This is a genomic window from Telluria sp. LT1R51-2, assembly GCF_059685775.1.
The window spans coordinates 3405344-3424444 of sequence record NZ_JCASIM010000001.1 but is presented as its reverse complement, the minus strand read 5'-3'; the positions used below and the strand labels follow the sequence as shown (position 1 = coordinate 3424444).

The window sequence follows — 19101 nt, the reverse complement described above, 5'->3', positions numbered from 1 at the left end:
GGCAGTGTTGTGAACGTTTACATTGACAGGAGTAAAGCATGACCATCCAGACCGTCGCGACCACCCCGTTCGCCGGCCAGCGGCCCGGCACCTCGGGCCTGCGCAAAAAAGTGACCGAGTTCCAGCAACCGGGCTACCTTGAAAACTTCGTCGAGTCGATCTTCCTGACGCTGGGCGAAGGCGCCTGCCGTCACCTGGTCGTTGGCGGCGATGGCCGCTATTTCAACCGCGAAGCCATCCAGACCATCCTGCGCATGGCGGCCGCGCACGGCGTCGAGCGCGTGCTGGTGGGGCAGGGCGGCATCCTGTCCACGCCGGCCGTCAGCTGCGTGATCCGCAAGCACCGCGCGCAGGGCGGCATCGTGCTGTCGGCGAGTCACAATCCGGGCGGCCCGGACGGCGACTTCGGCATCAAGTACAACATCGACAATGGCGGTCCGGCGCCCGAGAAAATTACCGACGCCATCTTCGCGCACACGCAGACAATCACGCAGTATCGGATCAGCGACGCAGCGGCCGTCGACCTGGATGTGCTGGGCACCACGCGACTTGAGAACATGGTGATCGAAGTGATCGACCCGGTGGCCGACTACGCCGAGCTGATGAAAGGCCTGTTCGATTTCGATGCGATCCGCGGCCTGTTCGCGAGCGGCTTCCGGATGCGCTTTGACGCCATGCACGCGGTGGCCGGCCCGTATGCCAGCACGATCCTCGAAGGCATCCTGGGCGCACCCGCTGGCACGGTCGTCAATGGCGTGCCGAGCGAAGACTTCGGCGGCGGGCATCCGGACCCGAATCCCGTCAATGCCCATGAGCTGATTGCCGCGATGGCTGCGCCCGATGCGCCGGACTTCGGCGCCGCCTCGGACGGCGACGGCGACCGGAACATGATCGTCGGCCGCGGCATCGCCGTCACGCCATCGGACAGCCTGGCCATCATCGCCGCCAACGCCACCGTGGCGCCGGGCTACGAGGGCGGCATCAAGGGCATCGCCCGTTCGATGCCCACGTCGATGGCGGCCGACCGCGTGGCCGAAGCACTGGGCATCGCCTGCTTCGAAACGCCTACCGGCTGGAAGTACTTCGGCAACCTGATGGACGCCGGTCTCGTCACGCTGTGCGGCGAAGAAAGCTATGGCACCGGCTCGTTCCACATCCGCGAAAAGGATGGCCTGTGGGCCGTGCTGTTCTGGCTCAATCTGCTGGCCGTGCGCGGCCAGACGGTCGAACAGCTGCTGGCGGCGCACTGGGCGCGCTTTGGCCGCAATTACTATTCGCGCCACGACTACGAAGCCGTGGATGCCGGCGCCGCCGGCGCCATGATGGACGCGCTGCGCGCGCGCCTGCCCGAGCTGGCAGGGCAGACGCTGGCCGGCCACCAGATTGCGCTGGCCGACGACTTTGCCTATACCGACCCGGTCGACGGCTCAATCTCCACCAAGCAGGGCATCCGCATCATCATGGCGGACGGCTCGCGCATCGTGTTCCGCCTGTCCGGCACCGGCACCGAAGGCGCCACCGTGCGGGTCTATCTCGAACGCTACGAAGCCGATCCGGCGCACCACAACCTCGACACGCAGGCCGCGCTGCAAGGCCTGATCGATCTGGCCGAAAGCCTGTCCGATCTGCGCCAGCGCACCGGCCGCAGCGAACCTACGGTCGTCACCTGACCCTTTCATTACACAGGAACCCCGCATGAAACTACCCGTCCTTGCTTCCGCCATGCTGCTTGCCTTCGGTGCGATGGCCCCTGCCAGCGCCCAGTTGCCCGGCCCTGCGCCCGCCGCCAAGCCGTTCGTCTGGGAGAACGCGACCGTCTACTTCCTGCTGACGGACCGCTTCAACAATGGCAACCCGGCCAACGACAAGGCTTACGGCCGCAAGGACGACGCAGCGCCGCTGCGCGGTTTCATGGGCGGTGACATCGCCGGCATCACGGCCAAGATCAACGAAGGGTATTTCACCGACCTGGGCGTGAATGCGATCTGGCTGACGCCCGTGATCGAACAGATCCACGGCGCGACCGATGAAGGCACCGGCAAGAGCTACGCCTTCCACGGCTACTGGGCGAAGGACTTCACGGCGCTCGACGCTGCGTTTGGCACCGAGGACGAATTGCGCACGCTGGTCGACACGGCGCATGCCAAGGGCATCCGCATCGTGTTCGATGTGGTGATGAACCACACGGGCCCCGTCACGCCGCAGGATAAAGTCTGGCCGGCGTCGTGGGTGCGCACCGGTCCTACCTGCACCTACAAGGATGCGCGCACGACGGTCGATTGCACGCTGGTGGCGAACCTGCCGGACTTCTTGACGGGCAGCGACAAGCCGGTCGACCTGCCGCCGCACCTGGTGGCCAAGTGGAAGAAAGAAGGGCGCTACGAGCGTGAGGTGAAGGAGCTCGATGCGTTCTTCAAGCGCACCGGCTACCCGCGCGCGCCGCGTTACTATCTGATGAAATGGCATGCCGACTGGGTGCGCAAGTTCGGTATCGATGGCTTCCGCGCCGACACCGTCAAGCACACCGAGCCTGGCCTGTGGAAGGAACTCAAAAAAGAAGCGAGCCTGGCGCTGGCGGACTGGAAGCGCGCCAATCCGGCCAAGAGCATCGACCAGAAGCCGTTCTGGATGGTGTCCGAGGTCTACAACTATGAGATCAAGCACGCGCGCAAGTTCGATCTGGGCGGCGGCGAATTCGTCGACTACCTGAACCAGGGCTTCGACAGCATGATCAGCTTCAGTCTGCGCAGCGACGCCAAGCGCCCGTACGAACAGGTGTTCTCGGAATACTCGACCATCCTCAATGGCGAGATGAAGGGCTTCTCGGTGCTGAACTACATCAGCTCGCACGACGACAGCAGCCCGTTCGATCCGCTGCGCGAGCAGCCATTCGAGTCGGCCAACAAGCTGCTGCTGGCGCCTGGCGCGGCGCAGATCTACTACGGCGACGAAACGGCGCGTGTCCTGAAGTTCGATGGCGCCGAGGGCGACGCCAATCTGCGCACCTTCATGAACTGGGACGAGCTGGCGTCGAACGCCGAGCGTGGCCTGCACCGCGTGGCCGATATTCGCGCGCACTGGGCGCGCCTGGGGCGCTTCCGCGCTGCGCACCCGGCCGTCGGCGCCGGCAAGCACCAGATGATCGGCTCGAGCCCGTACACGTTCAAGCGCACGTGGGAACAGAATGGCGTGAGCGACCGCGTGGTCGTCGCGCTGGGCTTGTCGACGCAGCAGCCGGTGGCCATTTCGGTGGGCGGCGTCTTCAACGACGGCGCCACGGTACGCGACTGGTACACCGGCAATACCGCCGTGGTCAAGGATGGCAAGGTGCGGTTCGCAACCGCCGCACAGGTGGCGCTGATCGCGCAGGACTGACCGGGTTCCGGGGTAGACTGGCCGTTCTGTCCATTTTCGGCTGCCAGTCTGCCCGCTTTCATGCCTACTTTTATGCCCGTCTTTACGCACATCGCCCGCGCCATCGCGGGCCTCGGTTTCGCCCTCGCGCTGGCCCCGGCGCAGGCACAATCGGCCGCGGCGCCAGTCTACGGCGCCGAACTCGAAGAATTCGCCTACCCTGCACCGACGCAGCAATACCGCTTCACGTCGCAGCGCGTCGATCTGCAGATGACCTATATGGACGTCAAGCCGGCCAGCCCGAACGGCCGCACCGTCGTGCTCATGCACGGCAAGAACTTCTGCGGCGCGACCTGGGCTGGTACCACCAAGGCGCTGAGCGACGCCGGCTACCGCGTCGTTGTGCCCGACCAGATCGGCTTTTGCAAATCCACCAAACCGCAGCACTACCAGTACACGTTCCAGCAACTGGCCGACAACACGCGCAAGCTCCTGGCCTCGATCGGCGTGAAGAAGGCCATCATCATCGGCCACTCGACCGGCGGCATGCTGGCCACGCGCTATGCGCTGATGTATCCCGAGTTGACGGACCAGCTGGTGATGATCAATCCGATCGGCCTGGAAGACTGGAAGAACCTGGGCGTGCCGTCGCTGGGTGTCGATCAATGGTACGAGCGCGAGCTGAAATTGTCGGCCGAGCGCGTGCGCGAGTACGAGCGCACGACCTATTACAACGGCCAGTGGAAGCCGGAGTACGAAGTGTGGGTCCAGATGCTGGCCGGGATGTACCGTGGCAAGGGCAAGGAGCTCGTGGCCTGGAATTCGGCGCTCATCTACGACATGATCTACACGCAGCCGGTGGTGCATGAATTCCCGTTGATCAAAACGCCGACCTTCCTGCTGATGGGCTTGAAGGACACGACCGCGATCGGCAAGGACGCCGCGCCCGCTGACGTGCGCCCGACACTGGGCAACTACAAGGTACTGGCCGAGACCACGCGCAAAGCAATTCCGGGCTCGGTGCTGGTGACCTTCCCCGAGATGGGGCACGCGCCGCAGATGCAGGACCCGGTGCAGTTCCACAAGGCGCTGCTCAAGGGGCTCGTGCGCTGACCAGGGCCCATTCTCTTGTCATTGGGTTAATGCTATCCTTGCGCGATGACGGAAGACCCTGATCCAAAAAGCAAACCCCCGCGCGCCGCCTTTGCCGACGGCCCGCGCCTGCTGGCCGACATCGGCGCCACCCATGCACGCCTGGGCCTCGAGACCGCGCCCGGTGTGCTCGGGCAGGTCGCCGTGCTGCGCTGCGACGACTTCGACGGCATCATCCCGCTGCTGCACGCCTATCTCGAACAGCATCCGGGCGGGCGCATTCACCATGCGGCCTTTGCGCTGGCCAATCCGATCAGCGGTGACTTCATCCGCATGACCAACCGCGACTGGCAGTTTTCGACGGATGCCGTGCGCCGCGCGCTGGGCCTGTCGACGCTGTTGATCGTCAACGACTTCACCGCACTGGCGATGGCGCTGCCGGGCTTTCAGCCGAAGGACCTGCTGCAGATCGGCGGCGGCGCGCCACAGACCCATGCCGTGTCAGGCGTGCTGGGGCCGGGCACGGGCCTGGGCGTCTCGGGCGTGATCCCGACCATCGACGGTTTCGTCACGCTCGGCAGCGAGGGCGGCCACGTCAACTTCGCACCGAGCGACGAGCGCGAATTCGCGATCCTGCAGTACGCATGGCGCGAGTGGCAGCACGTGTCGAACGAGCGCCTGATCTCCGGCCCCGGCATCGAACTGATCTACCGCGCGCTGGCCGGGCGCAACGGCGTCGCAGCGCCGCCACGCAGCACCGCCGACATCGTCAGCGCGGCCCTTGATGCGCACGATCCGCTGTGCCTCGAGGTGCTGGAAACCTTCGCCGGCATGCTGGGCAGCGCGGCGGCGAACCTGGCCGTGACGCTGGGTGCGTTTGGCGGCATGTTCATCGGTGGCGGCATCGTGCCGCGCATGGGCGCCTGGTTTGCGCAGTCGCCATTTCGTGCCCGCTTCGAAGCCAAGGGGCGCTTCCGTGACTACATCGCCCAGATTCCGACCTACATCATCATGACGCCCAACCCGGCGCTGTACGGCGTCTCGGCGATCCTGTCCGAGCACCTGCGCGGGCGCAGCGGCGCCAACACGCTCACCGACCGCGTGCAGCAACTGCTGCACGAGCTCTCGCCGGCCGAGCAGCGCGTGGCTGCGCTCGTGATCGAGCATCCGCGCAAGATGTTGTCCGAACCGATCGCCGAGATCGCGCGCCTGGCCGACGTGAGCCAGCCGACCGTGATCCGCTTCTGCCGCTCGCTGGGCTTCCAGGGCCTGGCCGAATTCAAGCTCAAGTTCGCCGGCAGCCTGACCGGCACCATCCCCGTGCGCCACAGCCAGGTGCGCGTCACCGACAGCACGCATGACCTGTCGGCCAAGGTGATCGACAACACGGTGTCGGCGATCCTGAAGTTTCGCGATGCGCTCGACGTGCACGCGATCGACCGCGCCATCGAGCTGCTGCGGCGCGCGCGCCGGGTCGAGTTCTACGCACTGGGCAATGCGCGTGCGGTGGCGCTCGACGGCCAGCACAAGTTCTTTCGCTTTCGCATCCCGGCCGCATCGTACGGCGACTCGCACCTGCTGAACCTCGCTGCGGACTTGCTGGCGCCGGGCGACGTGGTGATCGCGATTTCCACCAGCGGGCAGTTGCCCGAGCTGCTCGAGGCAGTCGACACGGCGCGCGCGCGGGGCGCCGACATCATTGCGATCACGGCCAGCCGCTCGCCGCTGGCAAAGAAGGCCAGTGTGTGCCTCGCGGTGGATCACAGCGAAGACAGCACGAGCTTTTTATCGATGATCTCGCGCATCCTGCAACTGCTCCTCATCGACATCATGTCGGTCGGGATTTCCCTTGGCACCCAAGGGGAGGGCAGCCTTGACCACCAGGGCGACATCGATGCGCGCCGGCTGCTGATCTCGCACCTGGATATCTGAGGAACCAGGCGCCACGGGGTCGCGGACACGCGTAAACACAGCCTGCATTGCGGGTCATGCCTGGCCCGTCCACGCGCTTTTGTACCGATGTATCGCTAAAAGTTGTCAAAAAAACGTCAACGCCACGCGACGCACGGGACGGAACCTGTAGTTTCCACACAGCACTGCGTGCTACCATTTCATGTGGCTCCCCCAATCCCCGGTGCCGTGTCGACAGGGTCGTCCTGCCCTATCGTCCCCCGTTCCGGACCATGGAAGAGGTTTTATCATCGTCAGCCAAATGTTAATTGAACAGGCCCGCCTTGCTGCGCTGGCCGAACTGCAGATTCTCGACACCCCAGCCGAGACCCGCTTCGACCGCTTTACCCGCCTGGCCGCCATGACGTTCGACGTGCCGATTGCGCTGGTATCGCTGATCGATGCCGAGCGCCAGTGGTTCAAATCGCATCACGGTCTGGAAGCCTCGGAAACCCCGCGCTCGCTGTCGTTCTGCAGCCACGCGGTACAGGCACGCGCGCTGCTCGTGATCGAGGACGCGGCGCAGGATCCCCGTTTCGCCGAGAACCCGCTCGTCACCGGTGAGCCGCATATCCGCTTCTACGCCGGGCATCCTGTGTACAGCGATGGCGAGGCCGTGGGCACCCTGTGCATCATCGACCGCGCGCCGCGCCGCCTGAACCAGGAGCAGCGCCAGGTGCTGGCCGACCTGGCCGGGCTGGTCGAAGTTGAAATCAATCACCTGAAGGCGGTGACGGCGCGCATGCTCGCCGAGCAGGCGCTCAAGTCGCTCAATACCGACCTGGAAGCGCGCATCGTCGCGCGCACCACCGAACTGGAAGACAAGGTCGAGCAACTGTCGCGCGAAGTAACGCAGCGCGAAGCGGCCGAAGCGCTGCTGCGCGAGAGCGAAGCCTGGAACCGCACGATCATCGATTCGTCGTTCAGTGGCTTCATCGGCGCCGACAGCAACGGCGTGGTGGTGGCATGGAACACGTCGGCCGAGCGCATCTTCGGCTGGTCGGGCGAGTACGCGCGCGGTCGCCAGCTGTCCGAGCTGGTGATGCCGGCGCAGCAGCGCGAAGCGCATGACGCGAATATCCGCCGCCTGCTCGATACCGGCGCTGGCCCGTACCTGAACCAGAATGTCGAATTGCCGGCGCTGACCCAGAGCGGGCGCCAGATCACGATCCAGATGACGGTGGCGGCCCACGAGTGGAACGGCGCGCGTTACATCGGCGCCTTCGTCAATGACATTTCGGAGCGCATCCGCACGCAGCAGCAGCTGGAAGAAAAACAGGAACTGATCGACGCGGTGCTCGAATCGATCGATGTCGGCGTGGTCGCCTGCGACGCCGTCGGCAACCTGACGCTGTTCAACCGCACGGCGCGCGCTCTGCATGGTCACGACCTGAAGGCGATCGCGCCCTCGGAATGGCCGCAGTTCTATTCGCTGTACCACGGCGATGGCCAGACCCCGATGGCGATGGACGACGTGCCGCTGGTGCGCGCGCTCAAGGGCGAAGTCGTGCGCGACGGCGCGATGGTCATCGCACCGGCCGGCCGCGCGCCGTACACGCTGCTGGCCAGTGGCCGGCCGCTGCGCAGCGCCCAGGGCAAGACCCTCGGCGCGGTGGTGGCGATGAAGGACATCACCGAACTGAAAGCATCGCGCGACCGCCTGGCCGACAGCGAAGAGCGCCTGCGCACGATTACCGACAACCTGCCGGTCCTGATCGCGCACCTCGACCAGGATCACCGCTACATGTTCGCCAATGCGGTGCACCAGTCATGGCTCGGCAAGGCGTCCGAGCAGGTCGTCGGCCAGACCATGGTGGAAGCATTCGGCGAAGATTTCTACCTGCAGCAGAAGGAAGCGCTGGACGACGCCTGGCTGGGCAAGGCCTCGCAGTGCGAGCATGACATCGTGCGCAAGAAGCACATCCGCATCGTCCACTCGACCTTCCTGCCGCATCTGCGCGATGGCGAAGTGGTGGGCGTGTACATCCTGACCACCGACGCCACCGCTGCACGCATGCACGAACGGAACCTGCACGCACTGGCCCACACCGACGCGCTGACCGGCATCCCGAACCGGCGCCAGTTCGAGCTGGCGCTGCAGGCAGCCGTGGAGCGTGCGCCGCAGCGCGAGCGCGCCTTTGCCCTGTTCTATCTCGACATCGATTTCTTCAAGCGGATCAACGACACCTACGGCCACGCGGTAGGCGACATGGTGCTGGTCGAATTTGCACGGCGCGTGCGCAAGGTGGTGCGCAGCTCCGACATGGTAGCGCGCCTGGCCGGCGACGAATTCACGGTGCTGCTCGACGAAGTCAATTCGCCGCGCGACGTCGAGCTGGTGGCCAAGAAGATCATGCAGGTCATGGAAGCACCGTTCATGGTCGGCTCCCAGCCGATTTCCGTCAGCGCGACCATCGGGATTGCACTGGCCGACGCGCCGGGCGTGACGGCGCTGACGATCAGTGAACTGGCCGACAGCGCCTTGTATGAAGCCAAGGACAAGGGGCGCAACACGTTTGCGATTGCGCGGCTGGCGATGGTGGCGGCGCCGGCGCCCGTGCTGGAGCATGCCGGCTGATCTCGCTGCCAACCATCACCGCGTGGACGGCGTAGCCGTCCACCCTACTCGACGAAGACGACGGCGGTGCGCGGCGGTATCGTGAAGGTGCCGCTGGCGCTGTCGAAGCGTGCCTTCAGCGCACGCTTGTCGGCCGCGCCAGGGGCGCTGTGCACCGGATGCAGCTTCAGACGCTTGCCGCGCAGCGTGGCGTCCCTGATCGTGTGCGCCCGTTTGTCGACGTTCACCAGGTAACCCATGCCGGCAAAGCCGGCACCCGGATAGCCTTTGCCATTGAGCCAGGCGGCCAGCACGGTCGGTTCCTGCTGCGGCCCCGTATTGAAGAAGCGCAGGCGCTTGTTGATGTCGTCGGCCGTGCGCAGGCGCAGCAGCGTGCTGCTGGCGCGGATGCGCAGCAGGTCGCGGAACGCGTCGCGCGCGAACGCGATGTCGGCGGGCGCCGGCTTCATCGCGGCATTGGCCAGCAATGGCTTGAACAGCGGCCAGTCCTTCGCATTGTCCGGCGCCGGTGGCAGGCCGGTGCCGAAGAAGTTGTCCTGGTAGGTCCAGTCGATGCGGTTGAACCAGTCGCCCGAATTGAAGCTGTTGCGGTCCAGCGATTTCGAGCGCAGCGTGTCGATGCCGGCGTGGTAGTACGCCACGCCCTGGCTGAATGCATTGATCGCCATCCCCAGCACCTGCACCCGCGCGCGCTCCGCGCTGCTCGTTGCCACGGGCAGCTTGAGCACGTTGATGTCGTACAGCGTCTGGTTGTCGTGGTTCTCGACGTAGTTGACCGCTTCACCCGGCTCGCTCGCGTAGCCGGCCGGCTGGTTGCCGCCGTAGACCATCGCCTGTAACTGGCGCACCTGGCCATCGAACCCTTGCATCGGATACGTGCGCACCGAGCCGGCCAGGCCGACGCGGATCAGGTCCGCCGCGCGCAGCAGGTCAGCCTTCTGCGCGTCGCCGCCAAGGGCGTTCGCGTCATACACCAGGCCATTGATATAGCCTTGCTGCTTGATGACCGGTGTGCCCGAGTCGCCGGGCGAACCGCCGCGCACGGCGTCGCGCGCGCGGTCGCTGAAGGTGCCGATGCCGGTGCCGTTCAGCGACAGCTGCGAGGCCTGCACGAAGCGCGCACCGTCGGCCACTTCGCCGAAGTTCCAGCCTTCGCCGATCAGCTGCACGTGGCGGCCTGCCGCCGCGTCGACGGCCTGCTGCAGGCGCACCATCGCGTCGCGCGGCTGGTGGCCCATCAGGTCGAAGCGGAACGAATCGATCTTGTACTGGCGCGTCCACAGGACCGACGAGTCGATCATCAGCTTGGCCATCATTGTGTTCTCGGTCGCCGTGTTGAAGCAGCAGGTCGATGCTTCGATGCCGCCCACGGCGTTCAGGCGATGGTAGTAGCCCGGCACCACGCGGTCGAGGATCGACTTTTCTTCCTGGCCGGCGATGAAGGTGTGGTTGTAGACGACGTCGGTGCCCACGCGCAGGCCGGCCTTGTGCAGGTCCATGACCATCTGGCGGAACTCGATGATGCGGCGCGCGCCGTCCTGCGGGTCGCTCGCGTAACTGCCTTCGACGGCGTTGAAGTGCTGCGGGTCGTAGCCCCAGTTGAAGCAGTCGGTGTGGGCGGTCTTGACGACCAGTGCCTGCTGGCTCTCGCCATCCGGCGCGCCGGCGGGGGCGGGCTGCGCGCATGCCACTTCAGGGATGCTGCCGATGTCGTACACGGGCAGCAGGTGGATGTCGGTCAGGCCTGCCTGTGCCAGCGCGCGCAGGTGCCGCATGCCGTTCGAATTGGTCTCGCCAAACGCGCCGTACTTGCCGCGTTTGGCCGGCAGCACGGTCTGGTCGATCAGCGAAAAGTCGCGCACGTGCAGCTCGTAGATGACCATGTCGGTCTGCGCCTTGACCGTGGCCGGTGGCTGCGTGGCGTCCCAGCCGGCCGGTTTCAGGTTCGGCGCATCCAGGTCGGCGATGTAGCTGCGTTTGGAGTCCGCATTCAGGCTGACCGAATACGGGTCGGTCACCAGGTTGCGTACCAGCCCGGCGCCATCGGCGACGACGTCGACCGCGTACTTGTAATAGGTGCCGGACAAATCGCGCGGGACGCTGGCGGCCCAGGCGCCGGTGAGGGCGTCCAGCGTCAGCGGCAGCACGGCATTCGCGCGGCCCGTTGCGCTGTCATAGGTGCACACGGCCACATCGCGCGCGGTTGGCGCCCACAGCTTGAAGTCGGTTTTATTGGCGGTGGGCGTCGCGCCCAGATCCGGGATGCGTTCGGCCGCCGCATACAGGTCGTCGAGTGCGCCGGCCGCCTGCACGCGCGTTGCGTCGCGCACGGTGCCATCCGGGTTTTCGTGCACCAGCACCAGCTGTTCGCGGTGCAGGGCAGGCAGGCGCGCCAGGTCGGTTTCCTGCACGCTCAGGGTCGGGCCGCTGGCGACCCATTTGAAGCGCGTGGCGACGGCTTGCGGCACTGCGACGCGCGAGACGGCCAGCGTGATCGAACCGGCGCTGCCGGTGACCTTGCTGCCGGCCGCGGCCTGAATGCCGCCGGCAGGCGAATGGTACAGCCGATACACGCCGTCGCCAGCCGCGCCAGGCCAGCGCACGAAGCGGCGGTCGAGCCAGACGGCGCGCGCATCGAGTTTGGCGGCGGAGGCGCTGAGCACCTCCTGGAAGGCCGGGCTGTCGCAGGTGGCGGGAGGAACAGCAGCGTACGCGCTGGAGGACAGCGATGCTGCCAGCAGGACAAGGTGACGTTTCATGGACCGCTTACCCCGCGACGCTGCTGCGATAGTGGTCGACCATGCGGTAGCGCGTCGCATACCACCCGAACGCCGCCGCCGACAACAGCGCGAACGCGGCAAAGAAGTACATCTGGAACGCCATCACCCCGACGCCCGAGCCTTCGATATACGCGATCACCGATTCGTTCTTCACGCTGGCATTGACGATCAGCACCCACAGGTTACCGACCGTGACGGCCAGGTACCACAGGGCCATGATCACGCCTTTCATTGAGGCTGGCGCCTGGCTGTACGCAAATTCGAGGCCCGTCGCCGAGACCAGCACTTCACCCAGCGTGAGCAGCGCGTACGGCGCGATCTGCCACGCGATCGAGACAGCGTCGCCGGCGTCGAGCGCAACCTGCAGATTGCCCACGACGATCCAGGCCGCGGCCGACAGCGCGATGCCGGCCGTCATGCGGCGCAGTGGCGTCGGCTCGACGCCCAGCTTGCGCATCAGCGGAAACAGCGCGAGGTTGTTGATCGGGATGAGCAGCATCACGAGCAGGGGATTCAAGGCCTGCATCTGGGCCGGGATCACGTCGAAGGTCCAGCCCAGCAGGTTCACCTGCGTGGTCATCGTGTTGGCCTGCACGATCCAGGTCGAGGCCTTCTGGTCGAACAGCGACCAGAACGGCGTGACGAGCGCGAACACGATCAGGATGCGCAGCACGGCGCGCACGCCGTCCACGGCGTCGTCCGGATGCAGGCCGCGTGCGCGGTCCAGTTGCATCGACGTGCCCATGCCGCCAAAGGCCATCAACAGCACCAGGGCGGTACAGGCGGCGATCACGAAGCCCCATTGGGCGGCCATGGCCAGCGACGCCAATGCGCCGGCGGCGCCCAGCAAGGCCAGGTTCAGGCCCGGACGGCCCTGGCCCGGCTGCCTGGCCAGCAGCGCGCTTTTTGCCACGCGCATGAACGAGTGCGGATTGGCCGGTGCCGGCGGCACGTGCACGTATTTCTTTTTGCCGCTCCAGAACACCATGGTGGCGATGAACATCAGGATGCCGGGCACGCCGAAGGCCCAGGCCGGACCGTAGTCGCGCAGCAGCAGCGGCATCAGGAGCGAGGCGAAGAACGAACCGAAATTGATGATCCAGTAGAACGCGTCGAAGACGACTTTCGCCTTGTCCTTGTTGGTGTGGTCGAACTGGTCGCCCACGAAGCTGGCCACCAGCGGCTTGATGCCGCCCGAGCCGAGCGCGATCAGGAACAGGCCGAAATAGAAGCCGTTGACGTTGTCTTCAAAGATGGCCAGGCAGGCGTGGCCCAGGCAATACACGAGACTGAGCCAGAACACCGTGTTGTACTTGCCGAAGTAGCGGTCGGCCAGCCAGCCGCCCAGCAGCGGGAAGAAGTAGACGCCGATGACGAAGGTGTGGAACACGTGCTTGGCTTCGCCGGTGCGCATGTCTTCCGGCAAAAACATCAGGAGGGTCGTGATCAGGAAGGGCGTCAGGATGTTGCGCATCCCGTAGAAACTGAAGCGTTCGCACCCCTCATTGGCAATGATGTAGGGGATTTGCCGGGGCATGCGCCCGGTGCCTGGCTTTGCGAGAGATGTCATCGAACCGCTTCCTTGAATTGGCAAACAGACGCGATGCTATGACGGGGACGCCTCTCTTTGCAACATAAAAATTGTCGTGAAACAAACTAGAAACAAAGTGGCAACATGCATACGTAGTTTAGGTACGGATGAAGAATCGGCAGAATCGCCTATAACGTTTCAAGTCATTGAAATCAAAAGACTAAATTTGATTTATCGCTGACTGGTCGGAATTGTCAAGACCGTTCGCCTGATGTATATTGCCTAGAATTCCACATCATGCATCCGCCCGGACCAGCCAATGACCCAGATCTCGACGACCGATAACCCGAACTGGTGGCGCGAAGCCATCATCTATCAGGTGTACCCGCGCAGCTTCCTCGACACGGACGGCGACGGCGTCGGCGACCTGAACGGCGTGACCGCAAAGCTCGACTATATCGCGAGCCTGGGTGTCGACATCGTCTGGCTGTCGCCGTTCTTCAAGTCGCCGATGGCCGATTTCGGCTACGACATCGAAGACTATTGCGACGTCGATCCGCTGTTCGGCGACCTGGCCGACTTTGACCGCATGGTCGCCAAGGCGCACAGCCTGGGCCTGAAGATCATGATCGACCAGGTCATGTCGCACACGGCCGACACCCACAAATGGTTCGTCGAAAGCCGCGCCAGCCGCGACAATCCGAAGTCGGACTGGTATGTGTGGGCCGACCCGCTCCCGGACGGCAACCCGCCCAACAACTGGCTGTCGGTGTTTGGCGGCTCGTCGTGGCAGTGGGATACCCGCCGCAAGCAGTACTACCTGCACAACTTCCTCGTGAGCCAGCCGCAGCTGAACTTCCACAACCCGCTGGTGCAGCAGGCGCACCTCGATGCGCAGCGTTTCTGGCTCGAGCGCGGCGTCGACGGCGTGCGCATGGATGCGTGCGTGTTCCACTTCCACGACCGCCAGTTGCGCAGCAACCCGCCGGCGCTGGTGCGCGATACGTCGACCGTGACGGACGTGAACCCGTACGGCATGCAGGCGCACCTGTACGACAAGACGCAGCCCGAGAACATCGCGTTCCTCGAGCGCGTGCGCGCACAGCTCAATGAATTCGGCGCTGTATCGATCGGCGAAATCAGCTCGGACGATGCGCTCGCCCAGATGAGCGAGTACACCGAAGGCGGCAACAAGCTGCACATGGCCTACAGCTTCAACCTGCTCACGCCGGTCTTCAATGCGGCCCACGTGCGCCGCCAGGTCGAGGAATTCAACGAGCGCGTCAAGGATGGCTGGGCGTCGTGGTCAGTCGGCAACCACGATGCGATCCGCGTGGCCACGCGCTGGGGCGGCATCAACCCGGCGCCTGGTTTCACCAAGCTGGTACTGGCGATGCAGCTCTCGCTCAAGGGCACGCCATGCCTGTACCAGGGCGATGAACTCGGTCTGACCGAGGCTGACGTGCCCTACGAACTGCTGCAGGACCCGTACGGCAAGACCTTCTGGCCCGAGTTCAAGGGCCGCGACGGTTGCCGCACGCCGATGCCGTGGGTCGCCGCTGCGCCACACGCGGGCTTTACCGACGGCCAGCCATGGCTGCCGGTGGACGCCGCGCACGTCAAGGCCTCTGTCGATCTGCAGGACCGCGACCATGACTCGATGCTGAACTTCCAGCGCCGCTTCATCGCCCTGCGCCGCAGCCTGCCGCAACTCACGCGCGGCGAGATCGCGTTCTTCGATGCACCCGAGCCGGTCCTGGCCCTGCGCCGCGACCTGGCGGGGCACGACAGCGTGCTGGCTGCGTTCAACCTGTCGAACGAAGAAGTCAGCTTCGACTGGCCGGCAACGGACGGCGTGGCGCAGATGCCGGTCGATGGTCTGCAGGGCAGTGCGCAGCTGGGCCGCGTCACGCTGGCGCCTTTCGGCGCCTGGTTCGGTAGCCTGGCGGCGGACCGCTGATGGCCGGCGCGCAGCCCGAAAAATTCGCGCGCACGGCGTTTGCCGATGGCCCGCGCCTGCTCGCGGACATTGGCGCCACGCATGCGCGCTTCGCGCTGCAATGCGCGCCCGGCGTATTTCGCGACGTGGCGGTGCTGCGCTGCGATGATTTCGCCGGCATCGTGCCGCTGCTGCGCCATTACCTGCTCGACCACCAGGACGTCACGCTGCACCACGGCGCCTTTGCGGTGGCCAATCCGATCAGCGGCGACTATGTGCGCATGACCAACCGCGCGTGGGAGTTTTCCACCGATGCGGTGCGGCGCGAGCTGGGCCTGGCCACGCTGTTGATCGTCAATGACTTCACGGCGCTGGCCACGGCTTTGCCCAATTTTTCCCGCGACGACCTGATGCAGGTCGGTCCGGGCAAGGCGGTGCCGGGCGCCGTCATCGGCGTGCTGGGCCCGGGCACGGGCCTGGGCGTCTCGGGCGGCATCCCGACTGCCGACGGTTTCGTTACGCTGGGCAGCGAAGGCGGGCACGTGAACTTTGCGCCGTTCGACGAGCGCGAATTCGCGATCCTGCAATACGCGTGGCGCGAGTGGCCGCACGTGTCGAACGAGCGCCTGATTTCCGGGCCCGGGATGGAAGTGATCTACCGCGCGCTGGCTGACCGCAATGGCGTCGACGCCGCGCCGCGCACGGCCGCGACGATCGTGGCCGGCGCGCTCGAACAGAACGATGCGCTGTGCCTGGAAACGCTCGAGTGCTTCTGCGGCATGCTGGGCGGCGCGGCGGCCAACCTGGCCGTCACGCTTGGCGCGTTTGGCGGCGTGTACATCGGCGGGGGCATCGTGCCGCGCCTGGGCGAGTGGTTTGCCAGCTCGCCGTTTCGCGCGCGCTTCGAAGCCAAGGGCCGGTTCTCGGACTACCTGGCCGATATTCCGACCTGGGTGATCACGACGCCGAACCCCGCCTTTCATGGCGTGGCCACCATCCTGGCCGAACACCTGCGCGGGCGCAGCGGGGCCAACACGCTGATGGAGCGCATCACGCAGCTGCGCCACGAGCTCTCGCCAGCCGAAGGGCGCGTGGCCAGCCTCGTGATCGACCAGCCGCGCATGGTGCTCAATGAACCGATCGCCGAGATCGCGCGCCTGGCCGACGTGAGCCAGCCGACCGTGATCCGGTTTTGCCGCTCGCTGGGCTTCCAGGGCCTGGCCGACTTCAAGCTCAAGTTCGCCAGCAGCCTGACTGGCTCGATCCCCGTGCGCCACAGCCAGGTGCGCCTGAGCGACAGCACGCACGATCTGTCGGCCAAGGTGATCGACAACACGGTCTCGGCGATCCTGCGTTTTCGCGACCAGCTCGACGTGCGCTCGCTGGACCGCGCGATCGAGATGGTCAGCCGCGCCAAACGGGTCGAGTTCTACGCGATGGGCAATTCGCGCGCGGTGGCGCTCGATGGCCAGCACAAGTTCTTCCGCTTTCGCATTCCCACTGCGCTGTATGGCGATGCGCACTTGTTCACGCTTGCCGCCGAACTGCTCGGGCCGGGCGACGTGGTGATTGCGGTGTCGAATTCAGGCGGCCTGCCTGAACTGCTGGAGGCGGTGGACATCGCGCGCGCGGCCGGCGCCGACGTCATTGCGATCAGCAACAGCCAGTCGCCGCTGGCGCGCAAGGCCAGCGTGTGCCTGGCGGTCGACCATGCCGAGGACAGCACGAGTTTTCTGTCGATGATTTCGCGCATCCTGCAATTGCTGCTGATCGACATCATGGCCGTCGGGATCTCGGTCGATGGCCAGCATGGACCGGCCCCGGGCCAGGATCCGCGCCGGCTACTGATTTCGCACCTGGATAGTTAATCTGCGCTTTTCAGGTTGACGCGCTCGATCGTGCGGCGCCACTCCTGCAGGCTCAGCAGGGTGTCGGATTCGGTGTCCTCGACCAGGATTTCGCTGCCGTCCTGCGCGACCAGAAAGCTTTCCTGCCGCCGCGCGTCCTGCGCGCGGTTCTCGACAAAACTGAGCTGGTAGTAGGTCTTGCCATTCACTTCGCGCGGCACCGGGTTGTCTTCAACCACGGCGCCGCGTGCCTTGCCGCCCGTGCGCCGCTCGATCTGCGCCGACCATGCTGCCAGCTCCGGCAATGCCAGCAGTGTGGCCATCGCCTGTTCCTTGCTGTACGCGGGCGCCTGGACGACGGGTGCGGCTGGCGCTGCTGCGGGCGGCGCCACCGGGCGCTCGGCGCGCTTGCAGCTGGCGACCGCGCAGCACAGGAAGAGCGTGGCAAGCGTCGTGCGCAGGGTGAACGAGGCGGCGCGATTGGACATGGCAGGTTCCGGGAAAAGAGACGGCCATACTAAACCATGGTCGTTTCAGCGGCAAATTCGATCTCTCCAAGGTCGTTAACCCCCTTATTATTTCCACATGGAAATGCTTTCGTGGTTTTCGCCACGCTTGCCATGTGTTTCATGTTGGCATCTGATTTTGTTGGTGCAACTAATGATATTCTGTAGGATCACTCCTACCAGTCATTACGCCCATGGACACCCGCGCTACTTATCAACGTCGTCTCGAACGAAGCTTGCATCGTGAAAAGCGGCTGATGACACTTGCCGTGCTGGGCGTAGCCGTCGGTGTGGCCGGCGTCGTGCTGCCATCGCCATCGATCAGCTGGCCGATTTTCGGGCTGGCTTCGACCGCTACACCAGCCACCGGGGCCGTCCAGCCGGCAGCGCGCGGGTTAAGCGCAACCCCACCTGCACAGCAGCCAGGCGCGGCGCGGCGCATCTACCGGCACTCGGTCGTGCCGGGTGGTGTGGCGGACAAGGTCGAACTGGCGCAGATCCTGCGGACCGACCGCCTCGTGGCGGCGCACTACGCCACCTTCAACGTCGACAATGCGCGCGCCGTCACCGTGACATCCCCGCGCGCCGTGTACGTCTCGTACCGGAAGAACGACCAGATCTACTGGACGTCGAAAAAGGTCATGCTCGAACAGGGCGAGACGCTCCTGACCGACGGCGAGCACGACATCCGCGCCCGCTGTGCCAACCGCATCTCGGACGTGCCACAGTTTCCGGTCGAACCCCATGGGCCAAGCGCAGCCGAACTCGATACCGTGCTCGCGGTTGCCGCCCCATCCGACATGGTTGGTGCGCCCGGCGAAGAGGGCGGCGTGCTGCCCGTGGGCATGGATGACCTGGGCACCAGCGAGGCAGTGGGGCAGCGCTACTATGCGACCAGCTTCCCGAACGGCGCTGGTCTGCTGACGATGGCGAATACGACGCCGACCCCATCCCGCCAGGGCCAGGCGCCCGGGATGCCGCACTGGTATGACACACCGATCTATCGTGGCGGCGTGCTGAGCCCCGCCAGCCGTATCGTCGACAGTGACGACACGGTCATCGGCGCGCCGGCCCCGGCAACGGAGATTGGCGGCGGCACGGTGCCGGGCAACGTCGGCATTGGCGACACGGGTTTGACCCCGGTTGCAGCCCCCGATGGCGGCGGCGCACCAGAAGTGCCGGTCAATTCCACACCATCGCTGCCAACGCCGGGTCCCAATACCGACACGCCGGGCGATGTACCTGTCACACTAGCCACGCCAGCGACGCCAGCGACGCCAACCGCCCCAACGCCGCCTGGCAACAGCGTGGTTGACCCGGTTGCGCCGACCGAAGTGCCGGAACCAGGCACGCTGTGGCTTGGCGGTATCGCACTGGCCGCGTTGTTGTGGCTGCGCCGCAAGGGCCCACGCGCCCGCTGAAACGCGCGACAAGGCAGTCAGCACAGACAACAAAAAACCCGCGAGGTGTAAACCTCGCGGGTTTTTTATCGTGGGTGACCTGGGCGAAGCATGCAGCGCGCTT

At 65.4% G+C, this 19101-nt stretch carries 11 protein-coding genes; 8 read left to right on the top strand and 3 right to left on the bottom strand.

The window, feature by feature from the left end; genetic code table 11:
* The first annotated feature begins 38 nt into the window (after window positions 1-38).
* The 5 genes from AC56LH_RS15160 to AC56LH_RS15140 all read left to right on the top strand — a co-directional run bounded on the left by AC56LH_RS15160 (window position 39) and on the right by AC56LH_RS15140 (window position 8974).
* Window positions 39-1670: an alpha-D-glucose phosphate-specific phosphoglucomutase gene (locus AC56LH_RS15160; protein WP_499647338.1), complete on the top strand. Its 1632-nt coding sequence runs from the start codon at window positions 39-41 to the stop codon at window positions 1668-1670.
* Between the two features lie 25 nt (window positions 1671-1695).
* Window positions 1696-3375: an alpha-amylase family glycosyl hydrolase gene (locus AC56LH_RS15155; RefSeq protein ID WP_499647336.1), complete on the top strand. Its 1680-nt coding sequence runs from the start codon at window positions 1696-1698 to the stop codon at window positions 3373-3375.
* A gap of 72 nt (window positions 3376-3447) precedes the next feature.
* Window positions 3448-4467 (top strand): alpha/beta fold hydrolase, encoded by a 1020-nt coding sequence (locus tag AC56LH_RS15150; RefSeq protein ID WP_499647334.1) that lies wholly within the window; start codon window positions 3448-3450, stop codon window positions 4465-4467.
* Between the two features lie 45 nt (window positions 4468-4512).
* A complete protein-coding gene (locus tag AC56LH_RS15145; RefSeq protein ID WP_499647332.1) occupies window positions 4513-6378 on the top strand; it encodes a glucokinase in 1866 nt (621 codons plus the stop codon).
* A 280-nt stretch (window positions 6379-6658) separates the two neighbouring features.
* On the top strand, window positions 6659-8974 hold the full coding sequence (locus AC56LH_RS15140; protein ID WP_499647330.1) for a sensor domain-containing diguanylate cyclase: 2316 nt from the start codon (window positions 6659-6661) through the stop codon (window positions 8972-8974).
* Between the two features lie 44 nt (window positions 8975-9018).
* Here the strand turns inward: AC56LH_RS15140 and AC56LH_RS15135 are convergent, their stop codons facing one another.
* Both AC56LH_RS15135 and AC56LH_RS15130 read right to left on the bottom strand, forming a co-directional pair.
* Window positions 9019-11733, bottom strand: coding sequence for an alpha-1,6-glucosidase domain-containing protein (locus tag AC56LH_RS15135; RefSeq protein ID WP_499647328.1), 2715 nt, complete (start codon window positions 11731-11733; stop codon window positions 9019-9021).
* Window positions 11734-11740: 7 nt separating this feature from the next.
* Window positions 11741-13324, bottom strand: a complete 1584-nt coding sequence (locus AC56LH_RS15130) for a POT-type proton-dependent oligopeptide transporter (RefSeq protein ID WP_499647326.1) — start codon at window positions 13322-13324, stop codon at window positions 11741-11743.
* Window positions 13325-13604: 280 nt separating this feature from the next.
* On the opposite strand from AC56LH_RS15130, the gene AC56LH_RS15125 reads away from it, so the two are divergent.
* Both AC56LH_RS15125 and AC56LH_RS15120 read left to right on the top strand, forming a co-directional pair.
* Window positions 13605-15245 (top strand): alpha-amylase family glycosyl hydrolase, encoded by a 1641-nt coding sequence (locus tag AC56LH_RS15125; RefSeq protein ID WP_499647324.1) that lies wholly within the window; start codon window positions 13605-13607, stop codon window positions 15243-15245.
* Window positions 15245-17092, top strand: coding sequence for a glucokinase (locus tag AC56LH_RS15120; protein ID WP_499647322.1), 1848 nt, complete (start codon window positions 15245-15247; stop codon window positions 17090-17092). The genes AC56LH_RS15125 and AC56LH_RS15120 overlap by 1 nt, the downstream gene beginning before the upstream one ends.
* On the opposite strand, the gene AC56LH_RS15115 is transcribed toward AC56LH_RS15120, so the two are convergent.
* Window positions 17089-17559, bottom strand: coding sequence for a hypothetical protein (locus AC56LH_RS15115; protein WP_499647320.1), 471 nt, complete (start codon window positions 17557-17559; stop codon window positions 17089-17091). The genes AC56LH_RS15120 and AC56LH_RS15115 overlap by 4 nt on opposite strands.
* A 275-nt stretch (window positions 17560-17834) precedes the next feature.
* Between AC56LH_RS15115 and AC56LH_RS15110 the strand changes: the two genes are divergently transcribed.
* Window positions 17835-18998, top strand: a complete 1164-nt coding sequence (locus AC56LH_RS15110; protein WP_499647318.1) for a PEP-CTERM sorting domain-containing protein — start codon at window positions 17835-17837, stop codon at window positions 18996-18998.
* Window positions 18999-19101 lie beyond the last annotated feature (103 nt).